At 67.2% G+C, this 17307-nt stretch carries 17 protein-coding genes; 10 read left to right on the top strand and 7 right to left on the bottom strand.

The window, feature by feature from the left end:
• The first annotated feature begins 71 nt into the window (after positions 1 to 71).
• The 5 genes from AC5RW2_RS09755 (at position 72) to AC5RW2_RS09735 (ending at position 4609) form a co-directional block, all read left to right on the top strand.
• On the top strand, positions 72 to 1628 hold the full coding sequence (locus tag AC5RW2_RS09755; protein ID WP_493962556.1) for an SLC13 family permease: 1557 nt from the start codon (positions 72 to 74) through the stop codon (positions 1626 to 1628).
• Positions 1629 to 1772: 144 nt separating this feature from the next.
• The gene (locus AC5RW2_RS09750; protein ID WP_493962557.1) at positions 1773 to 3209 is read left to right on the top strand and encodes a DUF5129 domain-containing protein; all 1437 of its coding nucleotides are present in this window, start codon (positions 1773 to 1775) and stop codon (positions 3207 to 3209) included.
• An 85-nt stretch (positions 3210 to 3294) separates the two neighbouring features.
• On the top strand, positions 3295 to 3639 hold the full coding sequence (locus AC5RW2_RS09745; RefSeq protein WP_493951319.1) for an ArsR/SmtB family transcription factor: 345 nt from the start codon (positions 3295 to 3297) through the stop codon (positions 3637 to 3639).
• Positions 3632 to 4087: an SRPBCC family protein gene (locus AC5RW2_RS09740; protein WP_493951320.1), complete on the top strand. Its 456-nt coding sequence runs from the start codon at positions 3632 to 3634 to the stop codon at positions 4085 to 4087. The genes AC5RW2_RS09745 and AC5RW2_RS09740 overlap by 8 nt, the downstream gene beginning before the upstream one ends.
• A 231-nt stretch (positions 4088 to 4318) precedes the next feature.
• Entirely contained in the window at positions 4319 to 4609 is a 291-nt protein-coding gene (locus AC5RW2_RS09735; protein ID WP_493951321.1) for a hypothetical protein, read from the top strand.
• 149 nt (positions 4610 to 4758) lie between these two features.
• On the opposite strand, the gene AC5RW2_RS09730 is transcribed toward AC5RW2_RS09735, so the two are convergent.
• The 4 genes from AC5RW2_RS09730 to AC5RW2_RS09715 form a co-directional block, all read right to left on the bottom strand.
• Positions 4759 to 5544, bottom strand: coding sequence for an isocitrate lyase/PEP mutase family protein (locus AC5RW2_RS09730; RefSeq protein ID WP_493951322.1), 786 nt, complete (start codon positions 5542 to 5544; stop codon positions 4759 to 4761).
• 106 nt (positions 5545 to 5650) lie between these two features.
• Positions 5651 to 6502, bottom strand: a complete 852-nt coding sequence (locus tag AC5RW2_RS09725; protein ID WP_493962801.1) for an ABC transporter permease — start codon at positions 6500 to 6502, stop codon at positions 5651 to 5653.
• 115 nt (positions 6503 to 6617) lie between these two features.
• Positions 6618 to 7583: an ABC transporter ATP-binding protein gene (locus tag AC5RW2_RS09720; protein WP_493962558.1), complete on the bottom strand. Its 966-nt coding sequence runs from the start codon at positions 7581 to 7583 to the stop codon at positions 6618 to 6620.
• Positions 7580 to 8683, bottom strand: a complete 1104-nt coding sequence (locus AC5RW2_RS09715) for a LolA family protein (protein WP_493962559.1) — start codon at positions 8681 to 8683, stop codon at positions 7580 to 7582. Before AC5RW2_RS09715 ends, AC5RW2_RS09720 begins: the two co-directional genes overlap by 4 nt.
• Positions 8684 to 8966: 283 nt before the next feature.
• On the opposite strand from AC5RW2_RS09715, the gene AC5RW2_RS09710 reads away from it, so the two are divergent.
• Positions 8967 to 10109 (top strand): acyl-CoA dehydrogenase family protein, encoded by a 1143-nt coding sequence (locus AC5RW2_RS09710; protein ID WP_493962802.1) that lies wholly within the window; start codon positions 8967 to 8969, stop codon positions 10107 to 10109.
• Positions 10110 to 10153: 44 nt separating this feature from the next.
• Here AC5RW2_RS09710 and hrpB read toward each other — a convergent pair whose 3' ends face one another.
• Both hrpB and AC5RW2_RS09700 read right to left on the bottom strand, forming a co-directional pair.
• A complete protein-coding gene (hrpB, locus tag AC5RW2_RS09705) occupies positions 10154 to 12883 on the bottom strand; it encodes an ATP-dependent helicase HrpB (protein ID WP_493962560.1) in 2730 nt (909 codons plus the stop codon).
• Positions 12884 to 12928: 45 nt separating this feature from the next.
• Positions 12929 to 14125, bottom strand: a complete 1197-nt coding sequence (locus AC5RW2_RS09700; RefSeq protein ID WP_493962561.1) for an MFS transporter — start codon at positions 14123 to 14125, stop codon at positions 12929 to 12931.
• Positions 14126 to 14354: 229 nt separating this feature from the next.
• On the opposite strand from AC5RW2_RS09700, the gene AC5RW2_RS09695 reads away from it, so the two are divergent.
• From AC5RW2_RS09695 to AC5RW2_RS09685, 3 genes are all read left to right on the top strand, one after another.
• On the top strand, positions 14355 to 14771 hold the full coding sequence (locus tag AC5RW2_RS09695) for a ChaB family protein (RefSeq protein ID WP_493962562.1): 417 nt from the start codon (positions 14355 to 14357) through the stop codon (positions 14769 to 14771).
• A gap of 55 nt (positions 14772 to 14826) precedes the next feature.
• A complete protein-coding gene (locus AC5RW2_RS09690; protein ID WP_493962563.1) occupies positions 14827 to 15756 on the top strand; it encodes a hypothetical protein in 930 nt (309 codons plus the stop codon).
• 118 nt (positions 15757 to 15874) lie between these two features.
• The gene (locus AC5RW2_RS09685; protein ID WP_493951330.1) at positions 15875 to 16480 is read left to right on the top strand and encodes an isochorismatase family protein; all 606 of its coding nucleotides are present in this window, start codon (positions 15875 to 15877) and stop codon (positions 16478 to 16480) included.
• A 22-nt stretch (positions 16481 to 16502) separates the two neighbouring features.
• On the opposite strand, the gene AC5RW2_RS09680 is transcribed toward AC5RW2_RS09685, so the two are convergent.
• Entirely contained in the window at positions 16503 to 16994 is a 492-nt protein-coding gene (locus AC5RW2_RS09680; RefSeq protein WP_493962564.1) for a DUF2127 domain-containing protein, read from the bottom strand.
• Positions 16995 to 17036: 42 nt separating this feature from the next.
• Here AC5RW2_RS09680 and AC5RW2_RS09675 point away from each other — a divergent pair, with 42 nt between their 5' ends.
• Positions 17037 to 17183: a hypothetical protein gene (locus AC5RW2_RS09675; protein WP_493951332.1), complete on the top strand. Its 147-nt coding sequence runs from the start codon at positions 17037 to 17039 to the stop codon at positions 17181 to 17183.
• Positions 17184 to 17307: the final 124 nt, after the last annotated feature.

The raw sequence follows: 17307 nt of genomic DNA, 5'->3' as shown, positions 1-17307 counted from the left end.
ATAAGTACTTCTGTTCGCCAAGTCACGTGACTACGGTTGTGTGGTCCCCGTCGCACAACCAAGGACGATTGATGTCACAGGAAACCCAGAACCGCCCTGAGGCGGCCGAAGCTCGCCCCGGCGGCGACGCTGAACAGACCACAGCCCCCGAGACCCGCACCGGCAGGAAGCTCGTAGCGCTTCTCGCCGGACCGCTGGCCGGGCTGGCCCTTTTCTTCATCCTGCCGGATTCGCTGGCGTTCGAAGGCCGCGCCGTCGCGGGCTGTGCGCTCTGGATGGCGATCTGGTGGATGACCGAAGCCGCCCCTATCCCGGTGACTTCGCTGCTGCCGCTGGTCCTCTTCCCGCTGTTCGGGATGGACAGCATGGCCAATGTCGCCGCGCCCTACGCCAACCCGGTGGTCTTCCTGGTGATGGGCGGAGTGATCCTGGGCTTGGCCACGGAGAAGAGCAACCTGCACCGGCGCATTGCACTCCTGACCATCCGAGCCGTCGGAACCCGCCCCGCGCAGATCGTCCTCGGTCTGATGGTCGCCTCGGCCATGATCTCGGCCTGGGTCTCCAACACCGCCACGGCGGTGATCATGGTGCCGATCGGCGTCTCCATCCTGCAGCTGATCCGCAACATCGACCGTGACGCGGTGGACGCCAAGTTCGCCGCGGCCATGATGCTCGGCATCGCCTACGGCGTCACCATCGGCTCCATGGCCACCCTCATTGGCCAGCCGCCCATGGCACTGATGGCCGCCTACCTCGGTTCTGAACAGAACTACGAGATGCAGTTCGGCCAGTGGATGCTGGTCGGCGTGCCGTTCGCAGCAGTCATGCTGTTCATCGCCTGGTTCGTGCTGACCAAGCTCGTCTTCCGTACCCGGCTGGAGCAGATCCCCGGCGGGGCACAGCTCATCCGCGACGAAATCGCGAAGCTCGGGGCCATGACAACCCCCGAGCGGCGCGTCGGCGCTATCTTCCTGGCCGCTATTTTCTTCTGGGTCGCGGTGCCCTTCATCGCCCAAATTCCCGCAGTAGCCCAGGCCCTGCCCTTCCTCGCCACCATTTCGGACACGCAGGTAGCCATGGGCGCTGCCATTGCCTGTTTCCTGGTCCCGGCCAACAAGCGTTCGGCCGGCAAGGGGTCGGCACCGCTGCTGCAGTGGTCCTCGGCCCGCGACATCCCGTGGGGCCTGCTCCTGCTGTTCGGCGGCGGCCTTTCACTCTCCGCCATGTTCACCGCAACGGGCTTGTCAGAATGGATCGGCAACCAGGTGGGCGGGCTGAACGGCATGCCTCCAGTGGTCATCGTGCTGGTCGCCGCGGTGGTCGGCCTGGGCCTCACCGAGCTCACCAGCAACACTGCCACCGCCGCGGCCTTCTTCCCAATCATGGGTGCCGTTGCCGTGGGCGTCGGCATCGATCCGCTCCTGATGACCATCGTCATGACCCTCGCTGTCTGCTCGGCGTACATGCTGCCGGTGGCCACGCCGTCGAACGCGGTGGCCTTCGGCTCCGGCGAGGTGTCGATCAAACAGATGGTGCGGGCCGGCCTCTGGCTGAATCTTGTCTCCTTGGTACTGATCGTGGTGACGCTCTACACCCTGCTCCCGTTGGTTTTCGGCGTCAGCCTCTAGCCCTCGATAACACCCATACGACGACGGCGGTGGGCCTGCTCTCGGAGCCGGCCCACCGTCGCGTGTCACGTCCATCTGCCAGTTCCCCGCACCGGGTAGGGTGCCCGTGAAGCCATTTACCGCAGAACCGGAGGAACGGGACAGATGAGAAGGATACTTGGCACGCTGTTGCTGGTGCTGGCCGGGCTGCTGGCCGCAGCCCCGGCCGCATACGCCGTGCCACCCACCGACGTGGTCGTGGAGGACACCGCCGGCGTTCTTGACCAAAACACACTCCTTCCCGCCGTGGAGGCCGTCGACTTTTACCAGCCGACGAAGGTGGCTATCTACACCTACAATGGCTCGGCCTCTGCCAATCTCAACGAAGAGGTGCTTCGCTTCGCCCGCGCGGAACATGCAGAGTGGCTGAGTGCCGACGGCCAGAAGTGGGCGGACGGGCTCTATATCTTCGCCTTGGACCCGGTAGGCCGCTGGGTGGGGACCTACATGGGTGAGGACCGCAAGATCCCGCTGGAGCAGCGCGAGGATATCCAGGAGGCCACCAAGGACCTTTTCCGCGACGCCCAGTGGACGGACGGAACGATCGCCGGCATCGAACGCGGCGCGGAATTGATCAACCGCCCGTGGTACCGCTCCGGGGCCTTCATCGGCAGCCTCTGGGCGGCGGGCATCGCCGTCGTCGGGTTCTGTGGAGTCCGCTTCGGTGTTCGGCGGCAGAATCTTGCCAGAGCACGTCGCGAGATCGAACGCGGCGACCGCAGCTTTTCCAGTGTTTCCCTGGACCTCGACGCCACCGAGGTCAACGCGAACACTATTCCGCCGACGTCGGAATACGGTTCGCGGATGTTGGAAAAATACCGCGGCTTCATGACCGGTTACACCGAAGCAAGCAGGCTAAACGACAGGGTCCATGCCATGGGCGAGAAGGAGTTGAAGTCGGGCAAGAACGTCAAGACGGCGGTCGAGTATGCGCGCATTGCGACGGAGCTGGATGCGCTGGATGACGTCATCGCCGACACCAACACGTTCCTGAACCTGGCCTCCGGATGGGATCGGGCCTGGGACCGGCAACTGGCGCCCTTGCGCGAGGATCTGGACGGCATCGATTCGCTGCTCGAGGAGGGCCCGGAAACGGCAAGGTCCGCGGCAACGGCTGCCGCCCTGCGCTCCTTCCGCGACGGTACCCGGGAGGATCTGGAGGACTGGGCCGCCGGTCTCGCTGATGGCAGGACCACGCCGGACACCGCCTTGCGCTTTATACAGAACAGCCGCAGCGAATTCACCGACCTCCTCAAGGCACACGCGGACACTGTCATCGACGCGTATGCCAAAACGTCGTCCGAGAAGGACACAATGCGTGAAGACATGGACGAAGAACTCCGCAGCGGGGACCGCCGGTCCTCCCCCACCATCCTTGACACGGTGTACCCGCCGCACATGTTCTACTCCGCCTACGCCTTCAACGCCGGGTACAGCTCGGCGCAGAGCAGCGTAGATTCTTCACGCAGCAGCGGCAGCACCACCGGCTACGGCAGCAGCGGCGGGAGCTTCAGCGGATCGGGCAGTTCGTCCAGGTTCTAGGAGGTGTAGCCGGGTAGCTCGGCCTCTTGACGGCCCCGCTGACACGAGTATATTTAAGTCGTAACTTACATAAGGAGTTGCTTACATGGCAGGGGCGCCAGATCAGCTGAGCCTGGTCTTTGCCGCACTGGCGGATCCCACCCGCCGGGCTATCCTGTCCCGACTACGGCAGGGTTCGGCCACGGCCGGCGAACTGGCAGAACCGTTCCAAATCAGCCGACCAGCCGTTTCACAGCATCTGCGGGTGTTGGAAAAGGCTGGCCTGATTGAGCGGACAGCCTCCGCGCAGTGGCGCAACTGCACGCTCCGCACCGAACCCCTGGACGACGTTTCGGCCTGGATCGACCACCACCGAGGTCTCTGGAACGAGCGCTTTGATTTGTTGGACGAGCGGCTCCGCGAACTCAAGGAGAATGCCGGAAATGATTGAGCAAACCGCTACACAGGACAAGCAATTCACCATCACCCGCACCTTCGACGCGCCCCGCGAGATCATCTGGCGCGCCTGGACCGACCCGGACGAAGCCGCCCGCTGGTGGCATCCCCGCGAAGTCGCCAGCCCCCGCGAATTCGTCCGCATCAACCCGAGCGTCGGCGGGACCTATGAATACAAGATGATCGCGCCCGACGGCAGCGAATATCCCACTGCCGGGCAGTATCTCGAAGTTGTCGAACCGGAACGACTCGTGTTCACATGGGGCTCGCCCGGCGACCGGATCGAAGACTCGCCGGTCATCACAGTGCAACTGGCCGAACTTGAAGGCGGCCACACGGAGATGACCTTCCACCTTCGCGGCATTGCTGGCTTCGCCGGAGATAACAATGTTTTCGACGGTTGGAGCGATGCGCTGGACATCCTCGCGGAGCAGCTCGGCTGACTCCCATGACGTCGCCCCACGACGACGGCGGCGTCCCGGCTTAGGTCGGACGCCGCCCACCATGCAGCGGGTTTCCGGCTTCTCAAACCAAGAGTCTTCCAAGCGCACTAACTCGGCCTCGCCGATGTAACTATCCGTTACAACAATCGTCGGGCAAATTTTCTCGGGATTTTTCGACCATTTTCGAGAAAACCGGTTTACTCTAGGCCGCAGGGGAATTACCAAGAAGCCATGGGGGCAATTATGCGGGAAAAGCAGGAACGGCGCGACACTTCATCCGAAACGATGGAGCGGATGGGCCCAAAGCCCCTGCACGGGATGGGCAGAGACATCGGCATGCCGAACCTGGCCGCCGCCCAGATACCCGGGCCGGGAACCGCACATGTTGTGGCGGGCGAGGACCGACGGCTGCCGGACGACGCAGCTGATCCGATGGAGCAAGCAGGCCATCTCGAACAGCCGCGCCGGAGCCGCAGCTGGATTCCGTGGAGCCGCGGAACCGGCCGCCACCGCCTCGCCTGAACGGGACGGATCCCAGCCGGACGAACAGCAGAGGTTACAGCAAACGGTTAGGGGCTATACGCCACTGGTGAAGCTGAGCCTTCCAACCTTAGGGGCGCCGAGGCGCCGTCCTCCCAGCGGAGGGTGGCGATTCTGTCGCAGCCTGGTGGTCAGGCCGTCCGGCCTTGGCTGAACGCCTCGAGGCGGGACTGCATCTCCCAGTAGGAAGTGGCGGGCGGCACCTGCCCGCCGTCGCGCAGGACAATGGCAACGTAGACGGCAGCGTCCACTGCTGCACGGTAGGGCAGGGACCCGGAACTCACCCGCCGGATTCCCAGTTCTCCCAGCTCGGCAACCGTCAGCGAGGGATGTGCCAGCACGTTGACCGGCAATCCGATTCCGGCGGTGACGCGCCGGATGTCCTCTACGTCGGCCAGTCCGGGGACAAAGATTCCGTCGGCCCCAGCGTCAGCGTAGGTGTTAGCCCGGAGCCGGACGGCGCCCACGGTGGCTTGTTCGGCAAACCAGATGTTGTCCACCCGCGCGTTGACGAACACGCCGGGGGTGCGTTGTTTGATGGCGGCAACCTTGCCGGCCAAGACCGCGGGCTCTACCAAATGCCCGGCTTTGCTGTCCTCGATGTTGATCCCGACCACGCCGTGGGCCGCCAGGTCGGCCACGAAGGCGGCAACCTCGTCGGGGTCGTCCGAGTAACCGTCCTCGATGTCCGCAGTGATGTGGACCGGCAAGCGGACCAACGGCGCCGCGAGTGCCGCCGTTGCCGACTTGCTGGACCGGCCGCCGTCGGGCTGGCCAGCGCTGGCCGCGATGCCGAAACTGGTAGTTCCGACGGCGGGGAACCCTGCCGCCGCAAAGGCCAGGGCGGAGCCGACGTCCCATGCATTCGGCAACAGCAGCGGCGCACCCGTGTGGTGAAGTTCCAGAAAAGTGGCCATGTCAGTCCGTCCAAAGGCGTTCCGTCAGAGCTGAACTCCCGTCATCCTACAAGCGTTGCCGGAGGGCACAAGCTGCCAGCAAGGAACAAGGCGCCAAGGCAGTACCCTAGGACAGCACGTCCTTGGTGCTGAAGCGGCTGTAGGCGAGGGCACAGAAGACGGCGATGTAGCCGCCCTGCAGGAGGGCGTTGGCGCCGAAGGCATCCCAGGAGATGGGCTGGCGGAGCAGGTCGGCGAAGTCGAGCCAGTGGTAGGTGAAGAGCCAGGGGTGCAGCCAGTCGAGCTGCGGCAGGGCGCCGATGATTTGGGTGACGACGGCGAGCACCGCCGTCGTTGCCATCGCCCCGACGGGGACTTCGGTGAGGGTGGAGATAAAGAGTCCGATGGCGGCCAGTCCGGCCAGCGACAGGGCCACGTAGGTGGCCACGAGGAGCAGCCGGACCAGGGATTCGCCGACGCCGATGGTGTCGCCGGAAAGCAGGGTCACCGATCCGGTGCCGAAGAGGATGGTGCCGATCACCGCGCCGGCCACCACTATGGCGAGCGCAGCGGCGATGCAGAAGACGACGGCGGCGCCGTACTTGACCGCCAGCAGCCGCAGCCGTCCGGCCGGGGCGGTGAGCAAGTAGCGGAGGGTGCCGTGGCCGGCCTCGCCGGCGATGGTGTCGCCGGCGACCACGCTGACGGTCAGCGGCAGGAACAACGGGATGGAGACCACCAAGCCGGTCAGGGCGACGAATAGGCCGTTCTGCGTGATCTGGTTCAGGAACGGCGGGCCGCCGCCGGGCCCACCTTCGTCGGCGGCGAACCGGACGACCACCGCGATGAGCACCGGCACGGCGGCCAAGGCCAGCAGCATGGCCCAGGTGCGAAGCCGGCGGAACAGCACGCTGAGTTCGGAGCCGAAGAGCGCCCACCCGGCGGACGGCCGACGGCTCTCCGGCGGGGTTGGGGCCAAGCCACCGGCGGGGTGTCCGGCGGGCCCGGCGCCGAGGTGCTCCTCGCTGTGCTCCTCGCGGCGGTCCACGGGCTCGGCACTCTGGCAGTCGGCCGCGGCGGGGACAGACTGCGCGTCACTGGACAACGTCGAACCCCTCCCCCGTCAGCTCCACATACCGGTCCTCCAGGCTGCCGGCCTCCACCACGAACCCGCGGAGCCGCACGCCGTCCGCGACCAGCGCGGCCGCGATGTCCTCGGGCAGCAGTTCGGGGCGGTTCATCGCAGTGCTCACCTGCCCGTCCAAGGCAGCCGCCGCGCCGTCCGGTTCCAACCCAAGCCGGCGCAGTACGTCCCGGGCGGCTTCGGCGTCGGGGGTCTGGATGCTCAGGTGGGTCAGGCCCACGCGGCGCAGTTCGTCCAAGGTCCCCTGGGCCACCAGCCTGCCGGCGCGCATGACGGCGGCGTGGCTGCAGATCTGTTCCACTTCGGAAAGCAGGTGGCTGGAGACGAACACGGTGCTTCCCTCGCCGGCCAGTGAGCGGACCAGGCTGCGCACCTCGCGGGTGCCCTGCGGATCCAGCCCGTTGGTTGGCTCGTCCAGCACCAGCAGTTGGCGCGGCATCAGCAACGCGTTGGCGATGCCCAGCCGCTGCTTCATGCCCAGCGAATACGCGCGCACCTTCTTGTTCGCCGCGTGCGTCAGCCCGACCCGCTCCAGTGCCTCGCCGATCCGGCGGCGGCGGGTTGCAGCCGGAGCGTGCCGGTCCGCGGTATCCAAGCGGTGCAGGTTGGCGGCACCGGAGAGGAAGGGGTAGAAGGCCGGGCCCTCGATCAGCGCCCCGACCTGCGGCAGCACGCTCCGCAACGCCCCGGGCATGTCATGCCCGAAGATCCGGACGCTCCCGCTGGTGGCACCGGCCAGCCCGAGCATCACCCGGATGGTGGTGGTTTTCCCGGAGCCGTTCGGCCCCAAAAAGCCAAAGACCGAGCCGTGCGGTACCGCCAAATCCAGCGAGTCGACGGCGGTCTGCCGGCCGAAGCGTTTGGTCAGTCCGGAGGTTTCGATGGCCAGCGCGGCGGAGGTGCCGCTGCCGCTCACCGGCCCTCCGCGGCTGCCTGCAACTGCTCCAGCGGGACGGAGCCGGCGAACACGCGGCCGTCTTTGGTCAGATACACGTTGACCAGCGCGGTGGAAATCACCCGCCCGCCGTCCACAGGCTTGCTGGCCTGTGCCAGCAGCGGAGAATCCGCCCAGCCGTCCGGCAGAGCCGCTGCGGGGACTTCGGTAATGGTCTCCCAGCCGGTGCCGTGTTTGGTGCCCTGATCCCGAGGGCCCGCCCCGCCGTCGTTGTTGCCTTGATGCTGCGGCATCTCCGAGCCGGTCCGGTGCTGCGGCACGGCATGCTCGGTCACGGTGGCGCCGGCCGGCGGGGTAAACTCGAACAGCTTGGCGTCCGGTGCCGCCAGGCTCAGCTTGGTATAGGCCACCTGGAATGCCGGCTCCTGCTGGCCGCGCGCCTGAACCTGTACGTCGAGCGGCAGGCCCGTCTCGGCATCAATGGCCAGCACCATGGAACCCACCAGCGTTTCGGTGCTGTTGGGCACCACCACCAACTGGTACGCGCTGCGGCCCGCGACTGAGGTGTCATCCCCGACCGATACCCTGGACTCCGGCCCGATGCCCTCCAACAGGTAGTCGGCGAGCCGCTCCGGAGTGTACGCCTCGGCCTGTGGGGCAGCACTCTCGTCAGACTCGTTTCCACCGCCGGTTTTGCCAGGCAGGATCAGGTGGACAGCCTCATTCTCCTTGGAGTTGTAGACCCAGCCCTCGAGACCGTTGCGGATCACGTCCCGCTCGGCAAATCGGTCGAAAACCTGCAGTCGGGCTCGGTCCGGTCCGCCCCGGTAGACGCGGGCGGTGTGGGAGCCGGAGAGCAGTTCCAGCGCCGTGGCCAACTGCCCGCCCTGCTCCGCTGGCAGATCCTTCGGCAACTCCGGAAGCCCCAGCGCGGAATCCTGCTCCACCGTCCCGGACAGCTCATGGACGTCGCTGCCGGCCATCATTTCCAGCAACTGCTGCGGGGTTTTGTCCGGCAAATCGCCCGCGGCATTGGCCTGTAGCGACCCTGTGAGCACCCCGCCGGCAATGACAGCAGGTACGACGGCGGCGGGCAGCCACCGCTTCCATCTCCGGGCCATGGCACATCACCTTCCGATGTTGAAGGGCTTCGTCCCAGAGTACGCCCGCCGGACGCCGCGGTCACTGGTGAAAAAACCTGAACCGTTGGAGCGCGCTCAACGGACTGTGCACCGCAGCCAAGATCGTGATGCGCACGTGCTTGTACCTGCATGGACCCCGTGTTGTAGTTGACGCACGCAATCACATACGGATGCTCCGCGGTTCGGCGGCGAACCTGCCGATGCTGTGGACGTCCTAAAGCCGGCCCGCACCCAAGGCCGGCAGCCGGAGGGGTGAGTGACGATGGTTGTGCAGCGCTTGTTGCCAACGGAGGAAGCGCAGGACCTGCTCGAACTGGTGCGCGACATCGCCACCAGCGAATTGATGCCGCAGGCCTCAGCCGCCGAAGAAGCCGAACGGTTCCCACGCGAAGTCTTCCGGACGCTGGGCGAAACCGGGCTGCTCAGCCTGCCATACCCCGAAGAGTTCGGCGGAGGCAGCCAGCCGGCCGAGGTCTATCTGCAGGTTCTCGAGGAAATCGGCGCAGCCTGGAGCAGTGTGGCCGTCGGCGTCAGCGTACACGCCCTCTCCTGCTTCCCGCTGGTGCACTTTGGCAGCGATAGGCAGCGCAAGACCTGGCTGCCGGACATGCTCTCGGGCGACACCCTGGGTGCCTACTGCCTCTCGGAAGCGCACGCCGGTTCCGACCCGGCGGCGATGCGGACCCGCGCCGTGCGGCATGGCGACGGCTATCTGATTAGGGGCGCGAAGGCCTGGACCACGCATGCCGGCCAGGCCGACTTCTATACGGTCATGGCCAAGACCTCCGACGATCCGCGGCGGGGGGTCTCCTGCTTCCTGGTGCCGGCCGACGCCGCCGGACTGACTGCCGCACCGCCGGAACACAAGATGGGACTGACCGGTTCCACCACGGCCACCATGCATTTCGACGACGTGCAGGTGGCCGCCGACCGGATGATCGGCGAGGAGGGCCAGGGCCTGGCCATTGCTTTCGCAGCACTCGATTCCGGCCGGCTGGGCATTGCCGCGGTGGCCACCGGGCTGGCGCAGGCCGCGCTGGCTCTGGCGGCGTCCTACGCCAACGAGCGGGAGGCGTTCGGCAAGCGGCTGATCGAGCACGAGGGGCTGGCGTTCCTTCTTGCCGACATGGCCGTGGAAACGGAAACCGCCCGTGCCATGTACCTCTCCGCCGCCCGGTTGAAGGACGCCGGCCTGGCGTACGGCCGGGAGGCCTCCATCGCTAAGCTGGTGGCCACCGACAACGCCATGAGCGTGACCACCAACGCCGTTCAGGTGCTGGGCGGGGCGGGCTACACCCGGGACTTCCCGGCCGAGCGGTACATGCGCGAGGCGAAGGTGATGCAAATCTTCGAAGGCACCAACCAGATCCAGCGGCTGCTGATCTCCCGCCAGCTCATGCGGTAACCCGCGGCCCTTCCTTCCCGCGTGCCTTCCTCCTGAGTGTCGGCCTACATCCGGTTCTTGGTCCGGGCGGTGGCCGGGGCTGACCACGGGTCCTCCGGCCACGGATGCTTCGGGTATCGGCCGCGCATTTCCGCGCGCACCTGCGCATACGGACCGGACCAGAATGAAGCCAGATCGTCGGTCACCGCCAGCGGCCGGCCGGCCGGCGAGAGCAGGTGGAACAGCACCGGAACCCGCCCGTCCACCAGCCGGGGTGTTTCCGCCCAGCCGAAGCATTCCTGCAGTTTCACCGCCACCACGGGGCGCCCGCGGTCATCCGGTGCCGGGTAGTCGATCCGCACCCGCGAACCGCTGGGCACCTGCAGACGCTCGGGCGCCAGTTCGTCGAACCTGGCGGCGTCGGGCCAGGGCAGCAGCCGGCGCAGCGGCTCGGCCAAATTCACCGACGCGGCCGGTTTGCCGCCGGCCAGCGCCTCCAGTTCGGGCGACAGCCAGTCGGAGAGCCGGGCCAGCAAGGCCGGTTCCGCGACATCCGGCCAGGGCTCCCCCAGTTCCCGGTGCAGCAGCGCCAGCCGGCGGCGCAGTGCCTCGGCCGGTTCCGACCAGCCGATCATGCCCAGCCCGCCGGACTCCAATGCGCGTGCCACCGCTTCCCGGCCTTCGGCGGCCGAGGGTTTAACCGGCGTCGAGGAAAGCACAATCGCCCCCAGCCGGCGCTCGCGGCGGGCCGCAACCCTGCCGGCGTCGAACCGCGCTTCCAGCCGGTCGGTCAGCAGCGTTCCGGCGGCGGCCTCCGCCGTGTCCGCCTCCAGCGGCGCCGCGGCACGGATCACTGCCCCGGTCCCGGCCGCATCGCGGCCCTGTGCCCGGGACACTTCGGCCACGGCCAGCCACTCGTGGCCGGCCAGCGAACTGCCCGACGGCAATCCGGCGCGGGTCCCGGACGCCAGCAGGTAGGTCTGGCCGGTACCTCCGGTGACGCGGCGGGCGACCCGTTCGGGGAAGGCCAGCGCAACAATATGTCCCGCCGTTTCCGCCGGGCCTGCCGGGCCACCGTTGCGGAAAGGCACGACGGCGGTGCCCTCCTGCCGCGCGATCTCCGCCAGCCGCCGCGCCTCCTCGCGCCAGCGGCGGGCCGCTGGATCACCCGTTCCGGCGGCCCGAAGGGAGGCCAGCAGTTTCGCCAGGTCGGCGCCTGGTGCGCGCTGGTCTCCGGAGACCAGCGCAACAACCTCGGCCGCGGCCTGCGGCCCGGCGACCGCCGCACCGTCCAGCAACGCCCGGCCCAACCGCGGGTCCGCCGGAACCCGGGACAGGATCCGCCCCAGCTCGGTGGCCCGGCCGTCGTCGTCGATGGCGCCCAGATCGTGCAGGGTCCGCACGGCATCGCCCATGGCCGCGGCCGGCGGCGGGTCCGGAAGCCGCAGCCCCTCGCCGCCGGGTGCACCCCCGCAGGCCAGCAGCAGGGCGGCCGCCGTGAGGTCGGCGACGGCGATCTCCGGCGTGGGGTGCGCCGGGGCGGCACCGAAAATCTTTTGGTCGTAGCAGCGCACCACGGTGCCCGGCCCTTGACGGGCGGCGCGGCCGGCGCGCTGGTCGGCCGAAGCCCGCGAGGCCGAGACGGTGACCAAGCCGGACATCCCGCGGGCGGCATCCCGGCGCGGCTCCCGTGACAAGCCGGAGTCGATGACCAGCCGCACCCCGGGCACGGTGAGCGAGGACTCGGCCAGCGAGGTGGAAACGATGACCCGCGGCACCCCACCGGGTTCCCGGCCGGCGACGGCCCGGTCTTGCGTGGCTGCATCAACCTGGCCGTGCAGTTCCAGCACCTCGGTGTTCCGCGTCCCGGCCTGCTTGGCGCCATTGCTGCCGGCGCTTCGGACCTTGTCCCGGATCAGCGCTGCCACCTGCTGCACTTCCCACGCGCCGGGAACGAACACCAGGGCATCGATCGTCGAATCGCCGGCGAGCGCTTCGGCGTGGGCCGCTGCCGCGGTGCCGGCTACATGGTTTAGGAAACTACGTGCCACGCCGCGCTCATCCAGCCGCGGTCCGGCCGCAGGCGCCCACCGCACGTCCAAGGGGTGCAGCGCGGAAGGGCAGTCGACCACCGGAGCCGGCCCACCGCCGTCGGGCGCTCCGATCAGGGAGGCGAACCGCGGAGCATCCAGGGTGGCGGACATCGCCACCAGCGCGAGGTCCGCGCGCAGCTGGCGCACTTCGCCGAGCATGCCCAGCAGCAGGTCGGTTTCCAGTCCGCGCTCGTGCACTTCGTCCAGGATCACCGCGTCCGTGCCCTCCAGTCCGGGGTCGGAGAGCAGCCGGCGCAGCAGGATCCCCGGCGTGACGAACTCGATCAGGGTCTGCGCGCCGGCCTGGCGCTCGCCGCGGACCGTATAGCCCACGCGGCCGCCCAGTTTGCTGCCGTCGAGAAAGGCCAGCCGCCGCGCCGCCGAACGCGCCGCCACCCGGCGCGGCTGGGTGACCACGATGCGGGGCTGGCGGTCGGTTGTCCGGGCTGCCAGGTTCGCCACCAGCGGCGGCACCAGCGTGGTCTTTCCGGTGCCCGGCGGAGCCTGCACGACGGCGGTGCCGCCGTGGATTGGTTCCGTTGCGGAAGCGCCGCGCGGGGAAGCGGCCGCCCCCGCAGTCATCGCCGCAGCCAAGTTGTCCAGGGACCGGGCGAAGACCAAGCCCGAGCCGATGGCCTCCAGATTAAACGGCCGGTACTGGCTGCGTGGAGGTTCGGTGGTCCGGGAGGCTGGCTGGGTCACCCTTCCATTGTGCCCATCAGGACACGCCGGCGGGCGCGGTCCGGGTCACTGCACCTCGAGCGCTGCGGAAGCCGGGAGCACCGACAACCGCCTGAAGGGTGTTGTGCAGGCCAGCAAGAGGGCCGCGCAGCCGACCAGGAAAAGTGAAGTCGCGGGCCCGGACTGATCGACGATGATTCCTGCGACTGCGGACGCGATCGAGGCACCGAAGTTCACCGTCGTATTGATCCAGGCTGAGGCCTCGGTCTGCGATGCCTTGGGCACGGAGCCATCGGCGATGAGGTATCCAGTGATCAGCGTAGGAGCCAAGAACATCCCCGCGAGGGCGAGGCCCACAGCCAAGACGATGAGGGATGGTGCCCAGGCCACGAGCGAGACCAGCACACCCATGCCGCAGCACAGCACAAACAGGGTGCTGACCAGCGATGCCTTCAGCTTGAGGTGGCCGTAAGCGATGCCACCGAGAGCACTGCCGGCGGCAAACGCGGCCAGCAGCCATCCTGAAAGTTCGACGCTTCCGTACTCGATCGCGAAGGCGGGAGCTGCGATCTCGACCACGCCCACCACCCCACCAACCCCGGCGAGCACCAAGAGCACGCGCGCAAAGCCGGGCTGGCGCAGTGGCTGATCGCCCCTCGCCCTCGGCAAGCTCACCCAAGCGAGGCTCCGGGATGCGCGGCTCAGCACCATTCCCAAGGTCCCGATGAGAGCGGTAACGGCGGTGAGAACGAGCCCGGTGCTCGGTGAAGCCGTGGTGATCACGGTCGTGATGACGACGGGGCCAGCCACGAAGAGGAGTTCTTCGCTGACCGCGTCGAGGCTGAACGCTTTCCGACGTTGGTCGCCGGGAACCGTCAGGGATGACCAGATGGCCCGCATGGACGCACCTAGCGGCGGCGCACTCAACCCGATCAAAGCTCCAAGGGCGAGCAACCACACGAATGCGCCACCACCGGGGGCGATGATGGCTGCAAGTCCGAGGAGCCCTGCGGCGTGCGCGGTGGCCATGATCGAGAGGGGCACCCGCTGCCCCCAACGATCAACGGCGCGCGCCCGCCACGGGGAAGCGGTGACGTTGGCGAAACCGAAAACAGCTGCGACGAATCCCGCCTGCGCGAATGAGCCGGTGGTCTCCTGTACAGCCAGCAACAGACAAAGGCCGACCATCGCCAAGGACAGTCTGCCTGTCAGCGCCGGGATGAAGGCACGAAGCAAGCCCGGGATTCGAAGAACGCTGAGCACGTCGACAGCTTATGGGCCCACCTTCCGTGGCGGAAATCACGAGCCGACGTCAACTCCCTGCCGTTCCCTTGAACGGCACGCTCCGGGCACCTAATCATCATTTCGACGCGACGACGGCGGGAACGTTCTTCCCCTCCACAGGGGCGCTATGTCCCTTGGCACGGCCGTTGAACTGTGCCACGTTGGAGGTGGAACGGAAACAAATCCTTGAAGAAGGGACGTGGTCCGGATGCCCAAGACGACCAAGAGCGGGAAGCCGAAGCAGAGCGAACTGCCGAGCACGCTGCAGCGTTCCGGCAAGAAGGCGCAGGAGACGTTCGCGGAGGCCCATGATTCTGCCGCCGAAACGTACGGCGACGAGGAACGCGCGCACCGCGTGGCCTATAGCGCGCTCAAGCACACCCATGAAAAAGTGGGCGACCACTGGGAGCCGAAGGAGAAATACGGCCCCTCGGACAAGCAGGCCCAGGGCGGCAAGGACACCTCGCGGCAGACCAAGGGCGGAGTGGATGAGAACGCCTCCAAGGAGCATCTCTACGATTTGGCGAAGAAGCTTGATGTCCCCGGCCGGTCGAAGATGGATAAGTCCGAACTGGTCGAGGCGCTGCGCAAGGCCAACGACAAAGAGACTCGGAAGTCCCGGTAGGCAACTGCGCCGTGCCTGAGAGGCGCCGGGGACGGTGCCGATTAGGCTAGGCGGCATGGATCTGGAGAGCGCGGCGCAGGAACTTTACGCGCTGTTGCCCGGTGAGTTCACCGCTGCCCGCAACGCGAAGGCCAAGGAAGCCGCGCAGGACGGAGACAAGGCTCTGGCCGCCCGGTTGCGTAGCCTGTCGAAACCGACGGCCGCGGCTTGGCTGCTCAACATGATGGCACGCCACCGCCGCGATGAAATCGAGGGGGTCATCGAGCTGGGGGCGGCGATGACCCAGGCGCAGCACGAACTGGACCCCAGTCAGATGCGAGCGCTGGGCGATCAGCGCCGCGGGCTTCTGTCCGCCTTGGCGTCAAGCGGCCGGCAGTTGGCGGGCGAACTGGGCCATCCCGTCAGCCCGGCTGTCGTGACCGATGTTGAGCAGACCCTGCGGGCCGCAATGTCCGACCCTGCAGCGGGGGCTGCACTGGCCAGCGGCCTGCTCACCGAATCGTTCTCCTCGACCGGGTTGGACCCGGTGGATCTGGACGGCATCGTGGCCGTGCCGGAAGCCGTCGGCTCGCCCGCGCCCGCTCCCCCGTCCCGCCGCAGCGCAAAGACCCCGCAGCGGGATGAGCTCGCCGAACGCCGGACGGCCAGGGTCGATCGGGCGGCGAAGCAGAAAGCCGAGGGTGCGGAGCGGCGCCGCCGGCTGGCCCGGGCCGAGGTGGAAAAGGCCGAGCAGCGCAAAGTTGATGCCGAGGCAAAAGAACAGAGGGTCCTGGACAAGCTGGACCAGCTGCAAAACCGCCGCGATGCACTCTCCGATGAATTGGATGAACTGAAACAGCGCATCGAGGATCTGAAGCGTGAGGTCACCGCTACCGACCGCAAGATCGAAGCGGCCGAGGAAGATCTGGTGTCTGCGGCCAAGACTGCCGACCGGACGAGGAAAGCTGCCGCCGCCGCACAGCGGGAGTTGGACGAGCAGGATTAGCCCTCGCCGTCGCCCGCTGCCGGCTGGGCGTAGCCGGCAGCACGTCGGGGGCCATGTAACCTAGGTCTCAAGTCCAGTCACCTGCCGCGCGCCGGCCAGATCCTCACCAAGGGGCACCATGTGGAGCATTGATGCGGCCAGGTCCGCACTGCTGATGATCGATATGCAGAACGACTTTGTGCTGGAAGGCGCGCCGATGGAGGTGCCGATGGCACGCAAGCGGCTGCCGGAGATGGTGACCGCCGTCGCCGCTTGCCGGCAGGCGGGCATCCCGGTGATCTACACCCGGCACGTGCTGCTTGACTCGTTCGATGTGTCCCCGCTGGAGACCACCTACAACCAGCGGCTGCAGACCGTCGGCATGCGCCGCGGAACCGATGGCGTGGAAGTAGTCGAGGAGCTGAAGCCCGAAGCCGACGACTACGTGCTGGACAAGCACCGTTACGATGCTTTCCACAACACCCCGCTCAAGAGCGTGCTGGCCACCATCCGCGGGCTCAACACCGTGGACACCGTGATCATCGCCGGCACTCTGACCGAAGTGTGCTGCGAGTCTACCGCCCGGAGCGCCTACATGAACGACTACAAGGTGGCGTTCCTGTCGGACGCTACCGGGGGCCGGTCCGAAGCTGCCCAATCCGCCACCCTGGATGCCGTCGGGACGTTCTTCGGCCGAGTGCTGAGCATCGCCGACATGGAACGGGAAATCGGCACCACGGCATAGTCCGCACGGCGGCAGCCAGCGGTCAGGCGGTCTGGTGTTCCCGCTGCCGGCGGTATTCGTGCCAGGTCAGCACCACAACCAGTACGTCGAAGACGGTCAGGGCAATCAGACCCGGCGTGGGCGAGACGGCGAACTGGTAGAGCTGATAGGCAATGAACGCCAACAACACCCCGATCATCCACGGATAGGCCCAGAGCTTGTTCATCAGCACGGCTGTCACCAGCACCACCTTCACGGCACCGTGCACCAACAAGTAAACGGCCGCGCAGGCCACGGCGCTGCCGGTCAAGCTGCCCGATGCATGCAACAAATGCGTGGCAATGAAATCTTGGGGATCTTCAGCGAGTTCGGGCTGGGTCAGCCGCAGGACAAGGCCGTGGATCTGGGCTGGATCAGCCACCAGCAGCAGCACGCCGCCGATAATTTCGACCGCTCCGTCCAGTCCCTTGAGGACCACCCCGGCGATGAACAGAAAGTCCCACCAGTCCTTGTCCCCGCCCTTCCACAGGCTCACGGTCCGAATGTACAGCCTTCATGCGTCGTGCAGAATGTTTCCATGAGTGAGCTCTTGGAGCACCTGGCGGCCAACGTCCGCCGGCTGAGCAATGTGCAGGGGATGTCGCTGTCCCAAACCGGCATCCAGCCCTCCACCTTCGGCAACCGGCTCAACCCGCCATGGACCGCGCCGCCGTCCCTGGGGTAGACAGGGATGGTGTCGGCGTCCGGGGGTCAGGAGACTCCCCCTGGTGAGCGCCACGCCGCAAGGTTGCACCGCCGTCGTCCGCTGGGCTACTGATTGACATATCAACCAACTTCCGCAGGGCTAG

It is taken from the genome of Arthrobacter sp. B0316-1-20, assembly GCF_059091865.1.
This window is presented reverse-complemented; position numbering and strand designations above follow the sequence as displayed.